This is a genomic window from Stenotrophomonas pavanii (genome assembly GCF_900101175.1).
GTDB classification, from domain to species: Bacteria; Pseudomonadota; Gammaproteobacteria; order Xanthomonadales; family Xanthomonadaceae; genus Stenotrophomonas; species Stenotrophomonas pavanii.
Window position 1 is genome coordinate 114,248 of the sequence record NZ_FNFQ01000010.1, and the last position, 22,432, is coordinate 136,679.

The 22,432-nt window shown below is 66.7% G+C and carries 15 protein-coding genes; 7 read left to right on the forward strand and 8 right to left on the reverse strand.

Annotated elements, in window-relative coordinates; translation table 11 throughout:
• The first annotated feature begins 91 nt into the window (after positions 1–91).
• Positions 92–1,333, forward strand: coding sequence for a phosphoglycerate dehydrogenase (gene serA / locus BLS66_RS16315; protein WP_005416356.1), 1,242 nt, complete (start codon positions 92–94; stop codon positions 1,331–1,333).
• 125 nt (positions 1,334–1,458) lie between these two features.
• Here serA and BLS66_RS16320 read toward each other — a convergent pair whose 3' ends face one another.
• Complete coding sequence (locus BLS66_RS16320; RefSeq protein WP_074726327.1) at positions 1,459–1,851, reverse strand: hypothetical protein; 393 nt, start codon at positions 1,849–1,851, stop codon at positions 1,459–1,461.
• Positions 1,851–2,465, reverse strand: a complete 615-nt coding sequence (locus BLS66_RS16325; RefSeq protein ID WP_083348179.1) for an NUDIX hydrolase — start codon at positions 2,463–2,465, stop codon at positions 1,851–1,853. Before BLS66_RS16325 ends, BLS66_RS16320 begins: the two co-directional genes overlap by 1 nt.
• A 132-nt stretch (positions 2,466–2,597) precedes the next feature.
• Here BLS66_RS16325 and BLS66_RS16330 point away from each other — a divergent pair, with 132 nt between their 5' ends.
• The 5 genes from BLS66_RS16330 to mtnC all read left to right on the forward strand — a co-directional run bounded on the left by BLS66_RS16330 (position 2,598) and on the right by mtnC (position 8,126).
• Entirely contained in the window at positions 2,598–4,073 is a 1,476-nt protein-coding gene (locus tag BLS66_RS16330; protein WP_057495087.1) for an amino acid permease, read from the forward strand.
• An 81-nt stretch (positions 4,074–4,154) separates the two neighbouring features.
• Positions 4,155–5,582, forward strand: a complete 1,428-nt coding sequence (locus tag BLS66_RS16335) for an amino acid permease (RefSeq protein WP_074726329.1) — start codon at positions 4,155–4,157, stop codon at positions 5,580–5,582.
• 553 nt (positions 5,583–6,135) lie between these two features.
• Positions 6,136–6,777: a methylthioribulose 1-phosphate dehydratase gene (locus tag BLS66_RS16340; protein WP_049464316.1), complete on the forward strand. Its 642-nt coding sequence runs from the start codon at positions 6,136–6,138 to the stop codon at positions 6,775–6,777.
• Between the two features lie 92 nt (positions 6,778–6,869).
• Entirely contained in the window at positions 6,870–7,427 is a 558-nt protein-coding gene (locus tag BLS66_RS16345; RefSeq protein ID WP_049464314.1) for a 1,2-dihydroxy-3-keto-5-methylthiopentene dioxygenase, read from the forward strand.
• 3 nt (positions 7,428–7,430) lie between these two features.
• On the forward strand, positions 7,431–8,126 hold the full coding sequence (gene mtnC / locus BLS66_RS16350; protein WP_053462819.1) for an acireductone synthase: 696 nt from the start codon (positions 7,431–7,433) through the stop codon (positions 8,124–8,126).
• An 86-nt stretch (positions 8,127–8,212) separates the two neighbouring features.
• Here the strand turns inward: mtnC and BLS66_RS16355 are convergent, their stop codons facing one another.
• The 6 genes from BLS66_RS16355 to BLS66_RS16380 form a co-directional block, all read right to left on the reverse strand.
• Entirely contained in the window at positions 8,213–10,831 is a 2,619-nt protein-coding gene (locus BLS66_RS16355; RefSeq protein ID WP_074726330.1) for a beta-mannosidase, read from the reverse strand.
• A gap of 78 nt (positions 10,832–10,909) precedes the next feature.
• Positions 10,910–12,136 (reverse strand): AGE family epimerase/isomerase, encoded by a 1,227-nt coding sequence (locus BLS66_RS16360; protein ID WP_074726331.1) that lies wholly within the window; start codon positions 12,134–12,136, stop codon positions 10,910–10,912.
• Positions 12,133–13,128: a carbohydrate kinase family protein gene (locus tag BLS66_RS16365; protein WP_074726332.1), complete on the reverse strand. Its 996-nt coding sequence runs from the start codon at positions 13,126–13,128 to the stop codon at positions 12,133–12,135. The genes BLS66_RS16360 and BLS66_RS16365 overlap by 4 nt, the downstream gene beginning before the upstream one ends.
• A gap of 7 nt (positions 13,129–13,135) precedes the next feature.
• Positions 13,136–14,449, reverse strand: coding sequence for an L-fucose:H+ symporter permease (gene fucP / locus BLS66_RS16370; protein ID WP_049464304.1), 1,314 nt, complete (start codon positions 14,447–14,449; stop codon positions 13,136–13,138).
• Between the two features lie 60 nt (positions 14,450–14,509).
• Positions 14,510–15,559, reverse strand: coding sequence for a LacI family DNA-binding transcriptional regulator (locus tag BLS66_RS16375; protein WP_014646964.1), 1,050 nt, complete (start codon positions 15,557–15,559; stop codon positions 14,510–14,512).
• Positions 15,560–15,655: 96 nt separating this feature from the next.
• Positions 15,656–18,121, reverse strand: a complete 2,466-nt coding sequence (locus BLS66_RS16380) for a GH92 family glycosyl hydrolase (protein WP_064238379.1) — start codon at positions 18,119–18,121, stop codon at positions 15,656–15,658.
• Between the two features lie 1,158 nt (positions 18,122–19,279).
• Between BLS66_RS16380 and BLS66_RS16385 the strand changes: the two genes are divergently transcribed.
• On the forward strand, positions 19,280–22,354 hold the full coding sequence (locus BLS66_RS16385) for a TonB-dependent receptor (RefSeq protein ID WP_049471347.1): 3,075 nt from the start codon (positions 19,280–19,282) through the stop codon (positions 22,352–22,354).
• Positions 22,355–22,432: the final 78 nt, after the last annotated feature.

Genomic DNA, 22,432 nt, shown 5'->3' on the forward strand with positions numbered 1-22,432 from the left:
ATAGCTACGGATGCAACCAATTGCGCACTGCACCATGGGCGTTGCGATCTGGCATAGTGGTCAGCCCCTGTCCCACTGGCCGTGTTGCCCCATGTCGCCGAAGAAGACCTCGTTCCCCAAGCAGGATATCCGCGTGCTGTTGCTGGAGGGGGTCAGCCAGACCGCCGTGGAGGTGTTCAGCGCCGCCGGCTACAGCCAGATCGAGGCGCACACCAAGGCACTGCCCGAGGACGAACTGAAGGCGCGCATCGCCGAGGCGCACATTGTCGGCATCCGTTCGCGCACCCAGCTCAGCGCCGAGGTGCTGGCCGAGGCCAAGCGCCTGATCGCGGTGGGCTGCTTCTGCATCGGCACCAACCAGGTCGACCTGGACGCGGCCGAGCTGGCCGGCATCCCGGTGTTCAATGCGCCCTACTCCAACACCCGCAGCGTGGCCGAGCTGGTGATCGCCGAGGCGATCATGCTGACCCGTGGCATTCCGCAGAAGAACGCCGAGTGCCATCGCGGCGGCTGGTCGAAATCGGCCAGCGGCAGCCATGAGGTGCGTGGCAAGACCCTGGGCATCATCGGCTATGGCCACATCGGCACCCAGGTCGGCGTGCTGGCCGAATCGCTGGGCATGCAGGTGATCTTCCACGACGTGGAAACCAAGCTGGCGCTGGGCAATGCGCGTGCCGCGGCGAGCCTGGACGACCTGCTGGCCCGCGCCGACATCGTCACCCTGCACGTGCCGGAGACCCCGGCCACGCAGTGGATGATCGGCAGCACCGAGCTGGCGAAGATGCGCAAGGGCGCGCACCTGATCAACGCCGCGCGCGGCACCGTGGTCGACATCGACGCGTTGGACGCAGCGCTGGCCAGCGGCCACGTCGGCGGTGCCGCGCTGGACGTGTTCCCGGTCGAACCGAAGGGCAACGGCGATATCTTCGAGTCGCCGCTGACCCGCCACGACAACGTGATCCTGACCCCGCACGTGGGCGGCAGCACGCTGGAAGCGCAGGACAACATCGGCGTGGAAGTGGCGGCCAAGCTGGTGCGCTACAGCGACAACGGCAGCACGCTGTCGGCGGTCAACTTCCCGGAAGTGACCCTGCCCGAACACGAGGACAGCCTGCGCCTGCTGCACATCCACCAGAACGTGCCGGGCGTGCTGTCCAGGGTCAACGAGATCTTCTCGCGCCACAACGTCAACATCGACGGCCAGTTCCTGCGCACCGACCCGAAGGTGGGCTACGTGGTGATCGACATCACCGCCAGCGAGGCGCAGGCCGCCGCCGTCCGCGACGAACTGGCCGCGATTCCGGGCACGCTGCGGACGCGCATCCTGTATTGAGCAAGGCGTCGCCGGGCATGCCCCGGCGGATTGCTTCCGGCGTCGCACCATCCACGCATGGCGTGGATCTACTGGCGTTTCGCGCTATCCCGCAGTAGATCCACGCCATGCGTGGATGGAAAACCTCAGAACCTTACGGCGTGGAGGTTCTTGTAAAAGTCCCAATGGATCAGAACCCTGTCTTCCATCGACAGGAACAGCGTATCGACGAAATCCAGCTCCTCGGCATGAACCAGCCAGTCCTGCAGGCGGCTGCCCAGCGAAGGTACCGCCCCATCCACCTGGACAACCGTCAACGCAGCCTCGCTTGGCAAGCCAACAGCATCTGCAATGGCGCTCAACTCCTGCGCCAGCCGCTCCCGCCCCACCCCGGGGACCTCCAGGCGCGATGGCACGCGCTCCCAGTCGATGGATGTGATGACTGGCAATGCAGCCTTGATCATCGCAAGGGCAGCATCCTGCTTCGCCTCGCCACAGGCATGAGCCGCAACAAACGCGGCACAGCCGTCCGAGAGCATCAACGTGCCAGCCAGCGGCGCGCCATGCGCTGCATGGATTCATCCGACGCCGGGTCGGCCGCGACCTCGGTTACCGGCCGCCAGGCCAGGTCCAGCGATTCCTCGCTGAGCACGAATGCCTCGCCACCAAGCGCCCGGATCACGAAACGCACGTCGTAGTGCCAGTGCCCCGGCACGTCCTTGCGCTCGGGAATCCAGTGCTTGTCCAGATCGAAAATGGCCGGGTCTTCCAGTACCAGCCCGCTCAGGCCGGACTCCTCCTCGGCCTCCTTCAGCGCCACCCGGGCCAGGTCGCGCTCACCGTCGGCGTGGCCGCCCAGCTGCAGCCAGCGCTGCAGCTTGCGATGGTGGGTCAGCAGCAGGCGCTGGCCGTCGGCGCTGACCAGCCAGCAGCTGGCGGTGAAGTGGCCGGCCAGCCGCTCACGCCGGAACGGATCCTGCGGATGATCCAGCAATGTGCCGAATTCGGCAGCCAGGGCGTCGTGGGCGGGTTCGCGGCGCGCGTAGTCCCGGAGCAGGCCGCGCAGGCGATCGTCAAGCGCGGCAAGGGTTTCGACGGTCTGGCTCATGAATGGGGGCAGTTCGGAAAAATACTGCTCATTATCGCCGTTCATTGTTGCGATTGCGCTTGTGCGTTGGCTTCAGCTTTGGCTAAGGTACAGCGGGCCGTTCGCACGGCCTTCACCATTCAAGGCGGCCGGCAACGTATCGGCCGCCCACCCCATCCGATCACTAGGAAGTACTGCATGCTGAAAGCTCTGTTGAGGGTCAAGCCGGTCGAGCCGGCCGGGCACGTCGATGCCGGCGAACCCATCGAAGGCAGCCTGGACGGCGAAGCCACGTTGAAACGGACCCTCACGGCTAAACACCTCATCCTGCTGGGCGTGGGTGCGGTGATCGGCGCAGGCATCTTCGTGCTGACCGGCCAGGCGGCAGCCAACCACGCGGGCCCGGCGGTGATGCTGTCGTTCGTACTGGCCGGTTTCGCCTGTGCGCTGGCAGGCCTGTGCTATGCCGAGTTCGCGGCGATGATGCCGGTCTCCGGCAGTGCCTACTCCTATTCCTATGCCACCCTCGGCGAAGGCATGGCCTGGTTCATCGGCTGGTGCCTGGTGCTGGAGTACCTGTTCGCCTCGGCGTCGGTCGCGGTGGGCTGGTCGGCCTACCTGATCAGCTTCATCACCACCACGCTGCACATGCCCTTCCCGGACCTGCTCAGCGCCGCGCCCATCGCCTGGACCGGCAGCGAGTTCGTCTCCTCCGGCAAGCTGTTCAACCTGCCGGCGGTGCTGATCGTGGCGGCGGTATCCGGCCTGCTGTACGTGGGCGTGACCCAGTCGGCGTTCGTCAACGCGATCATCGTGGCGATCAAGGTCACCGTCATCTGCCTGTTCATCGGCATCGGCGCGGCCCACATCGACCCGGCCAACTGGCACCCGTTCATTCCGGAAAACACCGGCGTGCCGGGTGAGTTCGGCTGGAGCGGCATCTTCCGCGCCGCCACCATCGTGTTCTTCGCGTACATCGGCTTCGATGCGGTCTCCACCGCTGCCGGTGAAACCAAGGACCCGCAACGCAACATGCCGATCGGCCTGCTCGGCTCGCTGGCCGTGTGCACCATCGTCTACATCATCGTCTGTGCGGTGCTGACCGGCATGATGCCGTACCACCTGCTGGGCACCGACAAGCCGGTGGCGACCGCGCTGGAGCCCTACCCGACCCTGTCCTGGCTGAAGACGTTCGTGGAAGTCGGCGCCATCGCCGGCCTGTCCTCGGTGGTGCTGGTGATGATGATGGGCCAGACCCGCATCGCCTACACCATCTCCCGCGACGGCCTGCTGCCGAAGTTCTTCGGCAAGGTCCACGCCCGCTTCCGCACCCCGTACGTCGCCACCATCGTGGTCGGCGTGATCGCTGCCGCGCTGGCCGGCCTGGTGCCGCTGAACGTGCTCGGCGAACTCGTCTCGATGGGCACCCTGCTGGCCTTCGCCACCGTCTGCGTCGGCGTGCTGGTGCTGCGCTATACCAAGCCGGACCTGCACCGCCCGTTCCGCGTGCCGATGGTCTGGATCATCTGCCCGCTCGGCGCGGCCACCTGCCTGTTCCTGTTCTGGCAGGCGTTCGTGGTGCACTGGCACCTGTTCGTTGGCTGGACGCTGCTCGGCCTGCTGATCTACCTGGGCTACGGCATCCGCAACAGCAAGCTCGCCAAGTCGCCCTGATCCGCCTTCGGGCCGGCCTCGCGCCGGCCCGTCCGTTTTCCCGCGCGCCGCCCATGGCGCGCTTCGACAAGACCACCACACATGTTCAAGCAACTGTGGGCCACCAAGCATCCGCATGCCGCCCATGAAGACGCCAACGGCCTGAGCCTGCGTCGCCACCTTGGCCCCTGGGGGCTGACCGCGCTCGGCATCGGCGCGGTGATCGGCGGAGGCATTTTCGTCATCACCGGCCAGGCCGCCGCCAACCACGCCGGCCCGGCGATCATGCTGTCCTTCGTGCTGGCCGCCATCTGCTGCGCCTTCTGCGCGCTGGCTTATGCCGAATTCGCCTCGATGGTGCCGGTCTCCGGCAGCGCCTACACGTACACCTACGCCACCTTCGGCGAGCTCTCGGCCTGGTTCATCGGCTGGATGCTGGTGCTCGAGTACGGCGTCTCCGCCTCGGCGGTGGCAGTCAGCTGGACCGGTTACTTCCTCAGCCTGCTCAGCCAGTTCGACATCCATCTACCGGCAGCCCTGGTCAGTGCCCCGCTCGACGCGCAGCTGCGCCCGACCGGCGCGATCGCCAACCTGCCCGCCGCCGCGCTCGTGCTGCTGCTGACCTGGCTGTGCTACGTCGGCATCAGCAAGTCCTCGGCGATGAACATGGCGATGGTCGTGCTCAAGACCGGCCTGATCGTGCTGGTCATCGTGGTCGGCTGGAAGTACGTGGACACCAGTAACTGGACTCCGTTCATCCCCGCCAATGAAGGCCCCGGCAAGTACGGCATGGAAGGCGTGCTGCGTGGCGCGGCGATGGTGTTCTTCGCCTACATCGGTTTCGAGGCGGTATCGGTGGCGGCGCAGGAATCGAAGAACCCGCAACGCGACATGCCGATCGGCATGATGCTGTCGCTGGTGATCTGTACCGTGCTGTACATCGCGATGGCCGCGGTGATGACCGGCCTGGTGCCGTTCCAGCTGCTGGGCACCGATGAGCCGGTGGTGACCGCGGTGGCGGCGCATCCCCAGCTCGGCTGGCTGCGCTGGGTGGTCGAGGTCGGCGCGCTGGTCGGCCTGTCCTCGGTGGTGCTGGTGATGATCATCGGCCAGCCGCGCATCTTCATGATCATGGGCCGCGACGGCCTGCTGCCGCCGGTGTTCACCCGGATCCACCCGAAGTACCGCACCCCGCACGTCAACACCGTGATCACCGGCATCGGCATCGCGCTGCTGGCGGCGCTGTTCCCGCTGGACATCCTCGGCGAGCTGACCTCGATGGGCACGCTGATCGCGTTCGCCGCAGTCTGTGCCGGCGTGCTGATCCTGCGCCGTACCCAGCCGGACCTGCCGCGCCCGTTCCGCATGCCGATGGCGTGGCTGATCTGCAGCCTGGGCGTGCTGAGCTGCCTGGCACTGTTGTCGGCAATGACGATGCACAACTGGATGCTGATGGGGGTGTGGACGGTCGTCGGTTTCGTGATCTATTTCGGCTACGGGTTCCGGCACAGCCGCCTGCGGGGTAAGTAAGGTTTTGCATTGCAGGGCCTGCGGCCCTGCACCCGCCTTTGAAGCCGGAGCAACGGCAACGGCAACAGCTGGGTTGAGGGCTTGGCGGGACGGGTTGGGTTCGCGGGGGACGCCGTAAACCCATCCCTGGGGGCTTGGCCGCGGCATCCATGCCGCGGACACCCCCGCGAACCCAACCCGCCCCACCTCCGACAGTCCACCGGCGCGTCCAGTAGATCCACGCCATGCGTGGATGAAGCGTTCTCATGAACGAATGTTCCGGAATGAATATTTCTGTCGAGCGGAGCCATGCTCGACTGCGAGCAAGCGCAGCGAAGCGACCCGCTTTTCGCTTTTCCTTCTTCACTCCGTGGCAGGCCGCGCGCGGAACCTGTCAGAGGCGGGGCGGGTGGGCCGTGCAGGGGCGTTGGCGCCATGGATGGCGCCATCGAGCTTACAGGGACGTGCTTGCAGCGCCCCCTGCACGGCCCACCCGCCCCGCCCGCCATGAACCGCTCTACACGACCCGCCACGAGGGGCTCAGCCGTTGGCCGAATCCAGTAAAATCGCCCACATGAACGCCCCCACCTTCCCGTACGACACCGCGCGCCTGAGCGAACTGGCCCAGCTGCTGATCGACAACGTCCGCGAACTGGCCCAGGCCGGCTGGACCCCGGCCACCAGCAGCAACTTCTCCCACCGCCTGGACGACCGCCACGCCGCGATCACCGTCTCGGGCAAGGACAAGGGCCGCCTCATCGAGGACGACATCATGGTGGTGGACTTCGACGGCAAGGCCGTTGGCCGCCCGCTGCGCCCCTCCGCCGAAACCCTGCTGCACACCCAGCTGTACCGCCGCTTCCCGGAAATCGGCTGCGTACTGCACACCCATTCGCCGGTGCAGACCATTGCCTCGCGCCTGTACGCGCCGCAGGGTCATGTGCACCTGGAAGGCTACGAACTGCTGAAGGCCTTCGCCGGCAACAGCACCCACGAGATGGCCATCGACGTACCGGTGTTCGCCAACACCCAGGACATGAACGTGCTTTCGCAGCAGGTCGATGACCTGCTCGACCGCCAGAACCTGTGGGGCTACCTGATCGACGGCCACGGCCTGTATGCCTGGGGCCGCGACATGGCCGAGGCGCGCCGCCACCTGGAAGCGTTCGAGTTCCTGTTCCACTGCGAACTGGAGCTGCGCAAGTTGCGCAGCTGAACCGGCGCGCAGGTGCAGATGCCGATCCGGAATCTGCACCCCGCGCCCGCCCTGCTACCCTGTCTTCCCCCCGAGACGTTCAAGCTGCCGCCATGAGCCGACTGCGCATCTACGACGACACCCGCCCCGAATCGCCGCTGCTGGACACCCAGGACGGCGCGGTCATCACTGCCGAACTGCAGAAGATCGGCGTCACCTTCGAGCGCTGGCAGGCCGCCGCGCCGGTCGCGCCGGGCGCCAGCCAGGAGGAAGTGTTCGCCGCCTACCGTGCCGACATCGACCGCCTGGTCGCCGAACGCGGCTTCAAGAGCGTGGACGTCGCCTCGATCGCCCCGGACAACCCGAACCGCGCCGAGCTGCGCAAGAAGTTCCTCGACGAGCACTTCCACAAGGAGGACGAGGTGCGCTTCTTCGTCGCAGGCTCGGGCCTGTTCACCCTGCACGTGGGGGACAAGGTCTATGAGATCGAGTGCGTGAAGGACGATCTGATCGCCGTGCCCGATGGCACCACCCACTGGTTCGACATGGGCGATGAGCCGAGCTTCGTGGCGATCCGCTTCTTCACCGAGCCGGACGGCTGGGTGGGTCATTTCACCGGCACCGACATCGCGCAGAAGTTCCCCCGCTACGTACCCACCCAGGCGTCCTGATCCATGCAGCCCCGCGTCATCCTGACCGATATCGAAGGCACCACCAGCAGCATCTCGTTCGTCAAGAACGTGCTGTTCCCCTATGCCCGCAAAGCGCTGCCCGCGTTCATCGCCGAGCACGGCCAGCAGCCCGACGTCCGCCGCTGGCTGGATGCGGTCGCTGCCGAGATCGGCGGCGCCTGCCAGGACAGCCTGGTGGCCGAAACGCTGCAGGGCTGGATCGACCAGGACCGCAAGCACACCGCACTGAAAGCGCTGCAGGGGCTGATCTGGGACGAAGGCTACCGTCGTGGCGACTACACCGCGCACTTCTACCCGGAAGTGGCGCCGGTGCTGAAAGGCTGGCATGCCTCCGGCCTGCCGCTGTACGTGTACTCCTCCGGCTCGGTGCCGGCACAGAAGCTGTTCTTCGGGTTCAGCGATGCCGGTGACCTCAGCCCGCTGGTGTCGGGCTGGTTCGATACCGAGATCGGCGGCAAGCGTGAGGCCGACAGCTACCGCCGCATCGTGCAGTCGATCGGCGTGCCCGCCGGCGAGATCCTGTTCCTGTCCGATGTGGTGGAAGAGCTGGATGCCGCCCGTGAAGCCGGCCTGCAGACGCGCCTGATCGACCGCCGCGACGACTACCCGATGCCGCGCACCGGCCAGGCCGCCAATGGCCACGAGCGGGTCGAGAACTTCCAGCAGATCCAGCTGTAAGCAGGAGAAAGGGGACGGAGGTGATTAAGTCGTTTGTGGCACACATGGGCCGCAAACGACTTAATCCCCTCCGTCCCCTTTTTTGCTCAACGATCGTTGAGGGTCTTCACCTTCACCGCTTCGCGCAGCGCTGCCAGGTCCACCGGACCGCGCACCGCGATATCACGGGTTTCACCCGGCAGCAGGTCCAGCAGGTTGTCTTCGACCTGCACGTCCAGCGCGCCGAAGTCGATCCACGCCGCGCGCACGTACGCCGCGCTTTCCAGGCGCAGGCGGTAGTGGTCGCCGTCAATGGCCAACGTGGCCTTGAGTTTCTGCCGCGGCAGCACCTGGTCCTTGGCCTCGACGAATCCGACCACCTGCCGCGCACGCACCGCGCCGTTCTGCAGCAGCTCGAACACGGCCACCGTGCGCTTCGGGTCGGCGCCGGCCAGCAGCTCGGCATCGCGGAAATCACCGATGGAGGTGACGCCCTCCGCCGACAGCATCACTGCGTCCTCGCGACGGCGCAGTACCTTGCCATCCACATTCATCACCCGCAGCCGCCAGCGCGCTTCCAGTGAGGCGCCATCATTGATCAGGCGCACCCGCGTCCTGCCCTCATCACGCAATGCCGCCAGCGTGACCGGCGCGAAGAAACGCCGCGCGGCAAAGTGCAGCGCCTTCCAGCGACCGAAGTAGTCCACGCTGGACCATGAAGCACCCGGCCAGACATCGTTGAGCTGCCAGTACAGCGAGCCCATCGTGTACGGCCGCGAGGCGCGATGATGCAGCGCGGCCAGCGCGATGCCATCGGCCTGCATCACCTGGCTCAGGTAGACGAAGTCCTCGAAGTCCCTCGGCGTGCCGTAGCCCAGTTCGATGTAGTGCAGCAGGCGGCTGTTGCCCTCGCCGGCCATGAACTTCTGGCGCGCACGGATCACCGGGCTGTCGATGCGCTGCTCGGCGCGGGTGGCGATCTGGTCCACCGTCGCCACCGACGGCCACGCCTGCAGCCCGTACTCGGACATGAAGCGCGGCGTCTCACCCAGGTAGGCCTGCACCGGCAGCGCCGGATTGCCCCAGACCTGCCAGTAGTGCTTGTCGCCGCGGGTGGAATCGTTGGCCTTCTCGTCCAGATCGTTGCTGGGCGAACTGGACCAGTACGGTACGCCCAGTCCTTCCTCGCCCACCACCTGGCGCAGGTCGTTGCCGAACAGGTCGACATAGCCCTGCCAGACTTTCGCCGCAAATGCCGGGTCGGCCGCCTTCAGGTCGCGGCCGTGGCCCCAGTCCTTCCAGGCGGTTTCTTCCTCGTTGTTGCCACACCACAGCACGATGCTGGGGTGATGGCGCAGCCGGCGCACGTTGTCGCGCGCCTCGGCGACCACGCTGGCGCGGAACGCCGGATCGTAGCCCGGCTGCATGCCGCCACCGAACATGAAGTCCTGCCAGACCAGCAGGCCCAGCTCGTCGGCGATGTCGAAGAACGCGTCGTCCTCGTAGTAGCCACCGCCCCAGTTGCGTAGCATGTTCATGTTGGCATCGCGCGCGGCGGTCAGCACCTGGCGCAGGCGTGCGGCATCGACACGTGCGGGAAAGGCATCGAACGGAATGACGTTGGCGCCCTTGGCGAAGATCGGCACGCCGTTGATGACGAAGGCGAAGCCCTGCCCGCCCTTGCCGTCCTCTTCGCGGCGCAGCTCAACCGTACGCAGGCCGATGCGCTGCTCGCGCACCAGCGTTGCGTCGGCACCGCCATCCAGGCGCGCCTGCACGGTATAGCGATCCTGCGCACCATGGCCGACCGGCCACCACCGCTTCGGTTCCGCCAGTTCAATCGGTAGTTCAACACTGTTCTGCCCGGGCTTCAGCAGTACCGTGCGCTGCACCTGGGCCACGCTGCGGGCGTGCGGATCGCGCACGTCCACATGGACCACCGCCGAGCCGGCCGACGCGCCCTGCTCCACCTGCAGCAGCACCGCCAGCTTCGCCTGCTCCGCGCTCAATGCATCGGTGCGCACCGCAAGATCGGTCAGGCGGTGCGCGTCCCAGGCCTGCAGGTCGATTCCACGCCAGACGCCGGCGGTGACATAGCGCGGACCCCAGTCCCAGCCGAAGTGGTAGGCCGGCTTGCGCGCGAAGTTGCCGACCATCGCGTCCTTCGGCTCGTCCCCATAGGGCGAAGGATAGTTGCCGGCGATCTTGTGCGGCATCGCCTGCACGCCCGGCAGCAGGGTGCGGATCGGTGAGCGGAACACGATCTGCAGTTCATTGTCCCTGGCCCGCAGACGCCCTTCCACGCGCGCACGCCAGGTCCGGTGCGCGTTGTCCGCACGCAGCAGCGGCTTGCCGTTAAGGCTGACTTCGGCATAAGTGTCCAGCCCGTCGAAACGCAGTTCGGCATTGGGCTTGGCCAGCGTCGCCGCGTCCACGTCGAAGCGCGCGCGGTACTCCCAGGCCGCCAGGCCGATCCATTGCAGCTCGGCTTCGGGCGCACCCACGTACGGGTCGCGGATCAGCGCATGCGCCAGCAGGTCGGTGTGCACGCTGCCCGGCACCGTGGCCGCACGCCATTGCTGCAGGCCCGGGTGCGCGGCGCCCTGCGCGTCGCCGGGCAACATGCGGAATTCCCATTGCGCCTGCAGCGGGGCTGCAGTTGCCGGGAAGGCCGACGTTGCGACCAGCAGCAGGAGCAGACGGACAACGAGGGAAAGACGATGCACGCGGAGCTCCTGTTTTTTCCGCCGGGCGTGGCCCGGCGCTACCGATTCCGATTCATCATGCGTACGGCGACGCGCGCCTCAACGCACCACGTTCAACACTTCGTAGCACGCACCCATGGTGTGGTAATCCACCTTGCCGGCCGGGCTCTTCTCGTCGCTGTACTTGCGGTTGTCGGCATCGAGGATGCGGAACCAAGCGCCGTACTGATGGTCGACGAAGTGCACCCACGCGTACGCCCAGATGCGCTCGTACCACTGCCAGTAGCGGTCATCACCGGTGCGCTTGGCCATCAGTGCGGCGGTGGCCAGCGTTTCGGCCTGCACCCAGAAGTACTTGTCGTCGTCGCAGACGAAGCTGTCGCCACCGATCGGCGCGCCATCCATGCCGGGCTGCCGGCGCGATTCCGGTGCGAAGCCGTAGTACAGGCCGCCGCGGGCGTCGTCCCAGCTGCGCGCCACGGCCACGTCGAACAGGTGCTGCGCGGTCGGCACCAGCCAGTCCGCCTGCACGTGGCGATCGAGGATCAACAGCAGCTTGGCCCATTCGGTCTGGTGACCCGGCTGGAAGCCCCACGGGCGGAACAGGTGCTTGGGGTTGTCCAGGTTGTAGTCCCAGTCGATCTCCCAGTTCTCATCGTAGTGCTCCCAGACCAGCCCGCCGGCCTTGGCCGCCTGGCGGCGGGTCATGTTGTCGGCCAGCTGCAGCGCGCGCTCCACATAGCGCTGCTCGCCACTGGCCTCGAACGCAGCCAGCATCGCCTCGCACATGTGCATGTTGGCGTTCTGGCCGCGGTAGCCGGTGAAGTTCCACTGGCCGTCCGCTTCATCCTTGTAGAGCCCGTGCTGCGGCTCCCAGAAGCGCGTTTCCAGCAGCTGCCAGGTTTCGTCCATCCACGCGCGCGCCTGTTCGATGCCTGCCTTCAGCGCACAGCTGTAGGCCAGCAGCACGAAGGCCACGCCGTAGCAGTGGTTCATATCGTCCTCGACCTTGCCATCACGCAGGGTCCAGGCATAGCCGCCGGTGGCGGGGTTGCGGTGCACCTCGCGCAGGTAGCGCACGCCGTGCTCGACCGCGTCGCGGTACTCGGCATTGCCGAACTCGCGGTAAGCCATCGCATAGTTGAAGACGAAACGGGTGCTGCTCACCAGGTGGCGATGGCTGGCATCGTAGATGCTGCCGTCGTCACGGAAGTAGTGGAAGAAGCCACCGTTGGGATCGATGCAGCGCGGGTGGTAGAACGCCATGGTCTCGGCGATGTGCGCGCGCAGGAACGCGGGCGAACGGAAATCGGGCGAAGGGCTCATGCGGTAATGTCCTGTGCCTGCAGCAGCTGCTGCACTTCATCGAGCGAGGGCATCGCGGCGAACGCGCCCTTGCGGGTAACAGCCAGCGCGCCGACCGCAGCGCCGAAGCGCAGCGTGGCGGTGATCGCCTCGGGGTCCTGGCAGAAGGCGGCAAAACCGGTACCGGCACCGCCGCGCTCCAGCAGCCCAACCAGCACGCCACCGACGAACGCGTCGCCCGCGGCCGTGGTGTCGACCGTAGCCACGCGGAAGCTGGTGACGGTGCCGTGCTTGTCGCGGGTGTACCAGTGCAGCGTGGCCGCACCGTCGGTGACGATCACCCAGCGCGCCTGCGCAGCCAGCAGGCGCCGCAGCACCGCCGCCTCGCCGTCGGCACCCAGCGGCGCAGCCAGGTAGTCCAGCTCCTCGCGCGACAGCTTGACCAGGTCAGCGCGTTCCAGTGCCTGCCACAGCCGCGGCGTCGGATCTTCGTTGGCGGGCCACAGTGCCGGGCGCAGGTTGAGGTCCAGGCTGACCACCGCACCGGCGGCACGGGCGCGGTCCATGCCGGCGAAGGTCGCCTCGGCGATGGCCGGCTCGGTCAGGCTGTTGGAACAGACGTGGAAGCACTGCGCGCTGTCCAGGCACGCGGCCTGGAAATCGCTGTCACGGAACAGCAGGTCGGCCGCCGGCGGCCGGTAGAAGCTGAAGCTGCGCTCGCCATTGGCATCCAGGGCCACGAAGGCCAGTGCGGTCTTGGCCGCGTCGGTGCGCACGATGTAATCGGTACCCACGCCGTGCTCGACCAGGCTGTCGGCCAGGAAGTCACCGAACATGTCGCGGCCCAGCATGCCGACGAACTGGGTCTTCGCGCCCAGCCGTGCAGCCGCCACGGCGACGTTGGCCGGTGCACCGCCGGCATACTGCAGGAATGCGCGCGGCGTGTCGGCCGAGGCCGGCGGCTGCGCTAGTAGATCGATCAAAATTTCGCCGAAGCAGACAATGGCACCCATTCCGGACTCAGCCTCCCTGCGTTGCGGAGGCCGGCGTACGCGCGCCGACCAGTCCGTAGAAAATGATGTAGCCGTAGCACAGCAGCGGCAGGATGAAGCTGGCCTGCACGCCGATGTGGTCGGCCAGCACGCCCTGCAGGTACGGCACCACGGCACCGCCGACGATGGCCATGATCAGCAGGCTGGAGCCCTTGTTGGTCAGCGGGCCGAGGCGCTCGATGCTCAGCGCGAAAATAGTGGGGAACATGATCGAATTGAACAGGCCGATCGCCACCACCGAGTACAGCGCGATGTTGCCGGAGGTCAGCATGGTGGTGACCAGCAGCGCCACGTTGACCAGCGCGAAGATCGCCAGCAGGCGGCTCGGCGAGAAGCGCGCCAGCAGCGCGGAGCCGGCAAAGCGGCCGATCATCGCCATCGTCCAATAGGCCGACACGTAGTGCGTGGCTTCCTGTTCGCTGAAGCCACCGATGTTGGGCATCGACAGGTAATTGACCAGGAAGCTGCCGATCGACACTTCGGCGCCGACGTAGAAGAAGATGCCCAGCACGCCCAGCAGCAGGTGGCGCTTGCGCAGCGCATCCAGGTAGCTGTGGTGGTGGCCCTGGTCGGCCTGCTCGGTGGCGTCGCTCAGCGCCGGCAGGCGGAACAGGAACACGAACAGCGCCAGCAGCACCAGCGCCACGGCCAGGCCCACGTACGGACCCTGCACCGCCTGCGCCTCGGCGGCACGGTAGGCCAGCTGCTCGGCGGCCGGCAGCGCCGCGATGTCGTCAGCGCTCTTGACCGTGTTGGACAGGATCAGCATGCCGCCGAAGATCGGCGCGATGGCCGTGCCCAGCGAGTTCAGCGCCTGCGCCAGGGTCAGGCGGCTGGAGCTGGTCTGCTCCGGGCCCAGCAGCGCGACATAGGGGTTGGCGGCCACCTGCAGCACGGTAATGCCGGTGGCCAGCACGAACAGGGCACCGAGGAAGGCGCCATAGACGCGCAGTTCGGCCGCCGGCCAGAAGCCCAGCGCGCCGATGCCGGCGATCACCAGGCCGGCCACGATGCCCTTCTTGTAACCCAGCGCCGCCACCAGCCGACCGGCCGGCAGCGACATCAGGAAATAGGTGCCGAAGAAGGTGAACTGCACCAGCATCGCCTTGGCGTAGTTCAGTTCGAACACCGCCTTCAGGTGCGGGATCAGGATGTCATTGAGGCAGGTCAGGAAGCCCCACATGAAGAAGATCGTGGTGACGACAGCCAGCGCCTTGCCGTTGGTGACGGCGGGTGCGTTGCCCGAAGAACCCGATGGACGGGGCGTTGCGGAGATCGGCATGCGGTACGCGCCTCGATGCGCGGAAGGTCGTTGTTGCGTGGAAGGGGTATGCGGAAGGAATCAGTTCGGTCGTGCGGCACTACTTTCGCGGATGCGCAGCTGCACCGGCGCGACCGTGCGCCGCGGCGGCGCGTCCGGTTCGTCCAGCCGTTGCAGCAGCAGCGCCGCAGCCTGGCGGCCACGCTCGCGCGGATCGGCGGTAAGCGTGGTCAATGGCGGTACCGCCACCGCCGCCTCGGAAATGTCATCGAAGCCGGTCACGGCGAAATCGCCGCCCGGACGGATGCCCCGCGAGTTCAAGCCCAGCATCAGGCCCAGCGCGACGGTGTCGTTGTAGCAGACCGCCGCACTCGGCCGATGACCGTCGGCGAAGAGCTCATCGGTGCGCGCTGCCGCTTCCAGACGGTTAGGCGCCGACTCGATCATCCAACCCGGCGGCAGCGACAGCCCGGCCTCGGCCAACGCCTGCTGGAACCCGGCGCGGCGCTGGTGGCAGGAACTGGATGCGGCGTGGCCGCCGAAGAAGGCGATCTGGCGATGGCCGCGCTCGATCAGGTGGCGCGTGGCCAGATAGGCGCCGTGCTGGTTGTCCAGGGTCAGGAAGTCCCAGTCAGCCCCGGCCAGTTCGCGGTTGAACAGCAGCACGTTGGCATTGGCGCCCAGCGCCTGCCGCAACTGCGCGGTGTCGCTGCCCTCGGCCGGCGACAGGATCAGGCCGGCCGGGGTGTGCTCCATCAGCGTGGACAGCACCGCCTGCTGGCGCTCCGGCGATTCCCCGGTGCTGCCCAGCAGCGTCACGTAACCGCGCCCGCCCAGCGCCTCGTCCACGCCGGACGCGAATTCGGCGAAGAACGGGTTGGACAGGTCGTTGATCACCAGCGCAATGCTCGACGAGGTGCGTCGGCGCAGGTTGGCCGCCGCGCGGTTGTAGACATAGCGCTGGCGGCGCAGCTCGGCCTCGACCTTGGCGCGGGTATCGACATTGACCAGCGGGCTGCCGCGCAACACCAGCGACACGGTTGCCCGTGACACGCCGATCGCACGCGCGATGTCGGTCACCGTCACCGCCTTGCCGGCGCGCTTGCTGGGACTGCTGCCGTTGTCGTTCATCGTCTTCCCGGACTCCGCTGGAGGCTCAAGCCTAATGGATCAGGGCCGTGTCGTGCCGTGCCGTTCGCTGGGTCACCGCGAACGGCACAGTCCGGCTCAGCGCAGCTGGCTGCCCGGTGCCGCGCACCAGGATACCGGCAGGTCCTTCACCGCCGTGCCCCAGCCCTGCTCCGGCACCTTCGCATCCAGCGCAAAGCGCACGCGCGGGCCCTGCTGCAGGCGGCTCCAGTCCAGCCACACCGGTGCATGCGCCTGGCCATCGACCTGCACGCCCTGCACGTACTGCAGGCGGCGGCCATCGGCGCCCGGCGCGTCGATGCGCAGGGTGCGGCCGTTGCCCATGTCCACTTCCACCTTGCTGAAACGCGGGGTGTGCAGCAGGAACTGGCCGCTGCCCGGCACCGCCGGGTACACGCCGATGGCGCTGAACAGGTACCAGGCCGACATCGTGCCAAGGTCATCGTTGCCGGTCACGCCGTTGGGGGCATTGGTGAACAGCTGCTGCGCCGCACGCACCACGGCCGCGGTCTTCCACGGCTGGCCGATCAGCGTATAAAGCCACGGCGAATGCAGGTCCGGCTCATTGTTCGGGTTGTAGCGGAACTGGTTGTAGTAGCTGTACGGCCCGACCACCCACGCCTTGCGCGCGGCGTTGAGCGGGTCGGCCTGCAGCGCGTCCATCGCGAAGAACGCATCGAGGCGGCGGCCCGCCTGTTCGCGGCCATCCATCGCTTCGACCAGGCCCGGCACGTCCTGCTGCGCCAGCCACTGGTACTGCCACGCCGTGCCCTCGTGGAAGCCGTGGTGCGAACGCGGGCTGTAATGGCCGTCGGACGGGGTGTACCACTGGCCATCCTCGGTGCGCGGGCGCGGGAACCCGGTGAAGCCGGTCTCGGCATCGCGCACCTGCGGATCCCACACCTTGCGCCAGTTGCGGCCGCGCTCACGCAGCGTCGCCGCATCCTGGGCGTGGCCCAGGCCATCGGCCATCTGCGAGAGCGCGCAGTCGGCCAGCGCGTACTCCAGCGTGGCCGAACCACCGTGGTGCGGATCGACGTCCATGCCCTTGGACGGGAATGCACGGTCATAGGCCACGTAGCCCTTGTCCAGGTAGGTCGGGTTGCCGGAGCGGCCGGCCATGCGCGAGTTCAGCGGCGGCGTACCGAAGGCATTGCGGCGCAGCGCATCCCAGGCCTGCGATTCACGCCCCTTGAGCGCACCGAAGCGCCACAGGTCGACCATGAACGGGGTGACCGGATCGCCGGTCATGATGTTGGTCTCGAAGTTGGCATAGCCCCAACGCGGCAGCCAACCGCCCTGCTCATCGATCGCCAGCAGGGTGCGGCCGATGTCGCGCGCCACGTCCGGGCGGGTCAGTGCCAGCCACTGGTTCTGCGCACGGTAGGTATCCCACAGCGAGAAGTACTCGTAGTAGGTCCAGCCATCGGCACGGTGGATGCCATCGTCATAGCCGCGGTAGCGGCCATCGGCGTCGTTGCCGGTCATCGGCTGCAGCAGCGCGTGGTAGACCGCGCTGTAGAACACGGTGCGGTCATCGGCGGTGCCGCCCTGCACGCGCACCCGGCCCAACTGCTCACGCCAGGCCTGCTGGGACAGCGCGCGCATGCGGTCGAAGCCGAGCAGCGCCCCACCCTGCATGCCTTCCGCGCGCAGGTTGGTGCGCGCGCCTTCGGCATCCACGTGCGAGATCGCGCTGACTGCCGTCACCGACTGGCCCTTGGCCAGGTCGAAGCTGAGCCAGGCACCGTTCGGCTTCTGCTCGCCTTCCATGCTGTGGCGCGCGCCCGGCAGGCCACCGCCCTCGCCCCAGGTGCCATGCGCCTTGAACGGGCGGTCGAACTCGATGCGGAACCAGGTGGTGTACTGATGGCCGCCGCAGAAACTCTTGGTGACCAGCTTGCCCTCGACCACGCGGTCGCCGACCACATCGACCACGCTGCCGATCACCGAATGGCGCTCGTTGGCCTGGCCGACGTTGACCAGCACGTGGCCATCGCCACTGCGCTGGCTGAAGGTGTAGCGCTCGGCCGCGGCACGGGTACGCGCGGTCGCCTCGGCATCGATGCCGCCGTAGCTGGTCAGGCGCACCTTGTAGTAGCCGGCCTGGCCGACCTCGCCGTCATGGGTGTAAGCCGAGGCATAGGCCTTGTGGTCGAACTGCTTGGCGTTGCCGGTATCGAAATCACCGCCCGGACCGATCGAGCCGGTCACCGGCAGCACAGACACCTGGCCGCCCTGTTCCCAGCAACCCGCGCCGGACAGGAAGGAGTGGCCGAACCCGCGGATCTTCTCATCGTCATAGCGCCAGCCCGAGTAGTGGCTGCCGATCGGGCTGACCTGGATCAGGCCGAACGGTGCCGACGCACCCGGGAACGTGTTGCCATCGTCCTTGCTGCCGATGAAGGTGTTGACCTCGCGCTCCAGCGCTGCCGGCGCGGCCTGCAGCAGCATCGGCGCCGCCGACAGCGCAAGCAGGCAGGCCAGGCGCACCAGCGGGCGCGAGGATGATGGGACGGCGGGAGCGGACGGCACTGGACGCATGTCGGGTTCCTGTAGTCGATGGCGCGGAGGCAGACGGCCGGGGCCGTCCGGCAGCGTTCCGCTGAGCCCTGCCCTGACCTGCAGAGAGCTCCCCCTGGAATGACGCCCGACCCGTGCGACCGTGAATTTAGATCGATTCAAGTAGAGCATGCGGGTTCAGCCGAATGCATTCTGCGGCGCAGCATGAGGGGGTTCGGCAGGGCTGCGCCCTGCACCCGCGCGTACTGCCGGCTGCTGGCCGGCAACCCCAGAAGCAACAGCCGAAGCAACAGCAAAAGCCGGCGATCCGTGGAATGGCGGGGTGGGTCCGGTTGCGGGGGACGCCGTAAACCCATCCCTGGGGGCTTGGCCGCGGCATCCATGCCGCGGACACCCCCGCAACCGGACCCACCCCGCCTTCGACAGATCTCCGTGATCTGTGGATGGATCCACGCCATGCGTGGATGAATCTCTGTCGGATATCGAAATCAATCCGGGGTCAGATCCATTTTTCCAACGGAAAACGGATCTGACCCCACGACCCCATGTCGCTCCAGGATCAATCCAACCGTCACCGGGAAACTGTCAAAGGTGGGGCGGTGTGGGCTGGCAGGACCGTTGGCGCCATGGATGGCGCCATCGAGCCCCCACGGGTGAGGGCGCTTTGCTTGCGAAGCACTGCTTCACAAGCGCCCGAACGCCCAGTCGCCAGCGGCTGGGCCGGACTCCGGAGGGGGGTTTACGGCGTGTCCTACCAGTCCACACCGCCCCGCCAACCCACAGACAACCCCGAGCCGCTTTGGCTTTGGCTTTGGCTGTTGCCGGCCAGCGGCCGGCACGACCCGGGTGCAGGGCGCAGCCCTGCCGACCCCCCTCCCCTGCGCACGAAAACGATTTCACTGATTTCAGCAAACCGTCATCCCTTCGCCACGCCAGTACCATATTGCGCAGCAGCATGCACCTGCGGGCGACCCGTGCTAAAAATCGCCCGCCCATCGCTTAGATCGATCCAAGACGACGCTGCGATGGCCGGGAGTTGGGGGAGCAGCAACAGGACGTACCAGGCCACACGCGCGGTGCTACTGCCACTGCATGGCGACCGCCGCAAAGTCACTTCAAATTAGATCGATTCAAGTTGTCCGTGCCACGTCACCGGATCAATCCAGGAGAGAGGGAGAGATGGGAATGAAGCATTCAACACGTACGCACGGCCAGGACGCATTGTCGCTGGCCATCGCGCTGGCCCTGGCTGCCGCCGTCATTCCGGCAGGCGCCGCCGCGCAGCAGGCCGCGTCCACCGGCACGCAGGACGCCACGACTCTGGACAGCGTCCAGGTCACCGGCTACCGCTACGCCATTGAAAAGAGCCTCGAGCAGAAGCGCGATGCCAACGCCGTGGTCGAAGTGATCACCGCCGAAGACGTCGGCAAGTTCCCCGACAAGAACGTGGCCGACGCCCTGCAGCGCGTGCCCGGCGTGGTCATCACCCGCAGCGGTGGCGAAGGCAAGAGCGTCAGCGTGCGCGGCCTTGCACCGGACCTGACCCTGACCCAGTTGAACGGCAACTTCGTCGCCTCGTCGGAGACCAACAACGAAGCGACCCGCTCCTTCAACTACACCCTGCTGCCGTCGAACATGCTGTCCAGCGCCGAGCTGTTCAAGTCGCCGGAAGCCCGCATCGACGAAGGCGGCATCGGCGGCACGGTCATCCTGCATACCCGCCGTCCGCTCGACATGGAATCCAACTCCGGCTACGTGAACCTGGAGGGCACCACCTCCGACACCAGCCACGACGTCGATCCGCAGGTGTCGGCGCTGTATTCCTGGCACAGCAAGGACGAGCGCTTCGGCGTGCTGGTCGGCGTGACCCAGCAGAAGCGCACTACCCGCACCATGGAAGCCAGCACCGAGGACTACCAGTGGTACGGCAACGGCACTACCGCCCGCGATGCCAACGGCAACCTGCTGGAGCAGGATGGCATCCACTACTGGTGGGGCCAGTCCGGCTTCAACAACCAGACAGGCAAGAACTACAGCGAGTTCTTCATGCCGACCTCGGTGAACTTCGCGGTGAAGGAAGAGAAGCGCGAACGCAAGGGCGGGCAGCTGACCTTCCAGTTCAAGCCGGTCGACAACGTCACGATGACGGCCAACTACTTCCGCTTCGAACTGCAGGGTGACTACACCCAGAACATGCTGAAGGTGCCGGAATGGAACCTGGCCCGCTACAACCAGGACGGCAACTGGGCCGGCGGCCGCCTGCTCAATGGCCTCGACTTCGATCCGAGCGGCAGCATCGTCACCGGCGCGCAGTACCAGAAGCTGGCCGGCAAGACCTACTACTGCAGCGAGGATGAAGCGGCTGCGGCCGGCCTCAAGCCCGGTGGCTGGGGCCCGGACGACTGCACCATCCCCACCCCGCAGCTCACCGGCGGCTACAGCAAGGAAAAGGCGCTGTCGCAGACTGCGGACCTGACCATTGACTGGGACATCAGCCCGCTCTGGAAAGCCTCGTTCACCGGCGGCCGCACCTGGTCCGAAGGTGGCCCGTCGATGAACTTCCGCATGTCGGCCAAGCCGCGCCGCAAGGTTGGCAACCAGTGGCAGTCCGGCAACCAGTACACCGCGTGGGACCTCACCGGGACGCCGTCGGTGCAGTTCTCGCCCGACCTGCAGCAGCAGCTGATGGCCGGCATCGCCGAAGTCGATACCGGTTCCACCGATTCGTCTTGGATGCAGACCGAAGTCAAGCAGAACTACTTCCAGGCAGACGTCACCAAGCTGTTCGAGGCGGGTTGGCTGGACTCGATCCAGTTCGGCGCCAAGTACCGCGACGGCAAGGTCCACCGCAACACCGGCAACACCTACTGGGTGTGCCCGGGCCTGGACCCGTCCGACTATGACAACAACCGCTACCAGGCCGGTTGCGATCCGACCGCTGGCAACGCGCAGCCGGGCTTCTTCCTGTCCAACCCGATCAGCAACATCACCGGCGCCTTCAACGCCAATGTGTTCCCGGGCATCAACTACCCGGCCTACATCGATTACCTGAACAAGACCTACGGCGGCTCGCACAACCGCACCGAGGAAGACTTCGTCTACGACGTCAACGAGAAGATCTACTCCGGTTACTTCCAGGCCAACTTCCGCACCGAGCGCGTGCGCGGCAACGTCGGCGTGCGCGTGGTGCGCACCAAGCAGTTCGCCCAGTCCAGCGACTCGGTCGAGCGCTTCAACGACTACTTCGTCGATAACGCCAGCGGCGCACCGATGAGCTGCGATGATCCGGCCGCCGATCCGAACCTGCGCTGCCAGGGTGGCTTCGTCCGCCTGCCCGACGCCCAGGTGCGCGACAAGGTGTACGCGCTGTCGTCGCTGGAAAAGACCTATACCGACGTGCTGCCCAGCTTCAACATCGCCTGGGACATCACCGACAACCTGGTGCTGCGCGGCGCAGCATCGAAGGTGGTCGCGCGCCCGAGCTACACCAGCATCGCCTACCCCGGTGGCCTGCGTTACATCAGCGAGGAGTACGCCAACGATCGCCGTGTCACCGGCGGCACCGACACGCCCGGCTGGTACGGCTCGGGCAGCAACAAGGCGCTGGAGCCGTTCAAGGCGGTCCAGTTCGACTTGGGCCTGGAGTGGTACTTCAAGCCGGGCGCCGTCGCGGGTGTTTCGCTGTTCCGCAAGAACGTGGACAACTTCACCGTGCCGGTGGTACGCGACCAGCAGATGAACGTCGGCGGGCAGTCGGTCACCGTGCAGAAGTACGAGACCCAGGCCAACGGCCGCGATGGCGTTTCGCAGGGCGTGGAACTGTATGGCCAGTACACCTTCGACTTCGGCCTGGGTGTGCAGGCCAACTACACCTACAACGACACCAATCTGGCCTCGATCGTGCTGGACGGCGAGGAAATCGGCTCCTCGCCGCTGGTCGGCAGCGCCAAGAACCAGGCCAACGTCACCGTGTTCTACGAGAACGACAAGTTCCTGGCGCGTGCCTCGTACAACCGTCGCGGTGAAGTGGTCGGCGGCCTGAACAATGGCATGACCACCTACACCAAGCCGTACAGCCAGCTTGACCTGAACGTGGCCTACAACCTCACCCCGGACTGGACGGTGACCGCCGCCGTGCTGAACGCCACCAAGTCCGAGCTGCGCAGCTACATCGGCAACGACAGCCAGGCCCGCCTGCTGTCCAACCTGTACGCCGGCCGCCAGCTGTATTTCGGCGTGAACTGGAAGTTCTGAGGCGGCGCCGGGCCTGCCCGGCGCGCTCTCGCCCCGTTCCGGCGGGGAGGGTCCTCCACGGCAGCCACGCTGGTACAG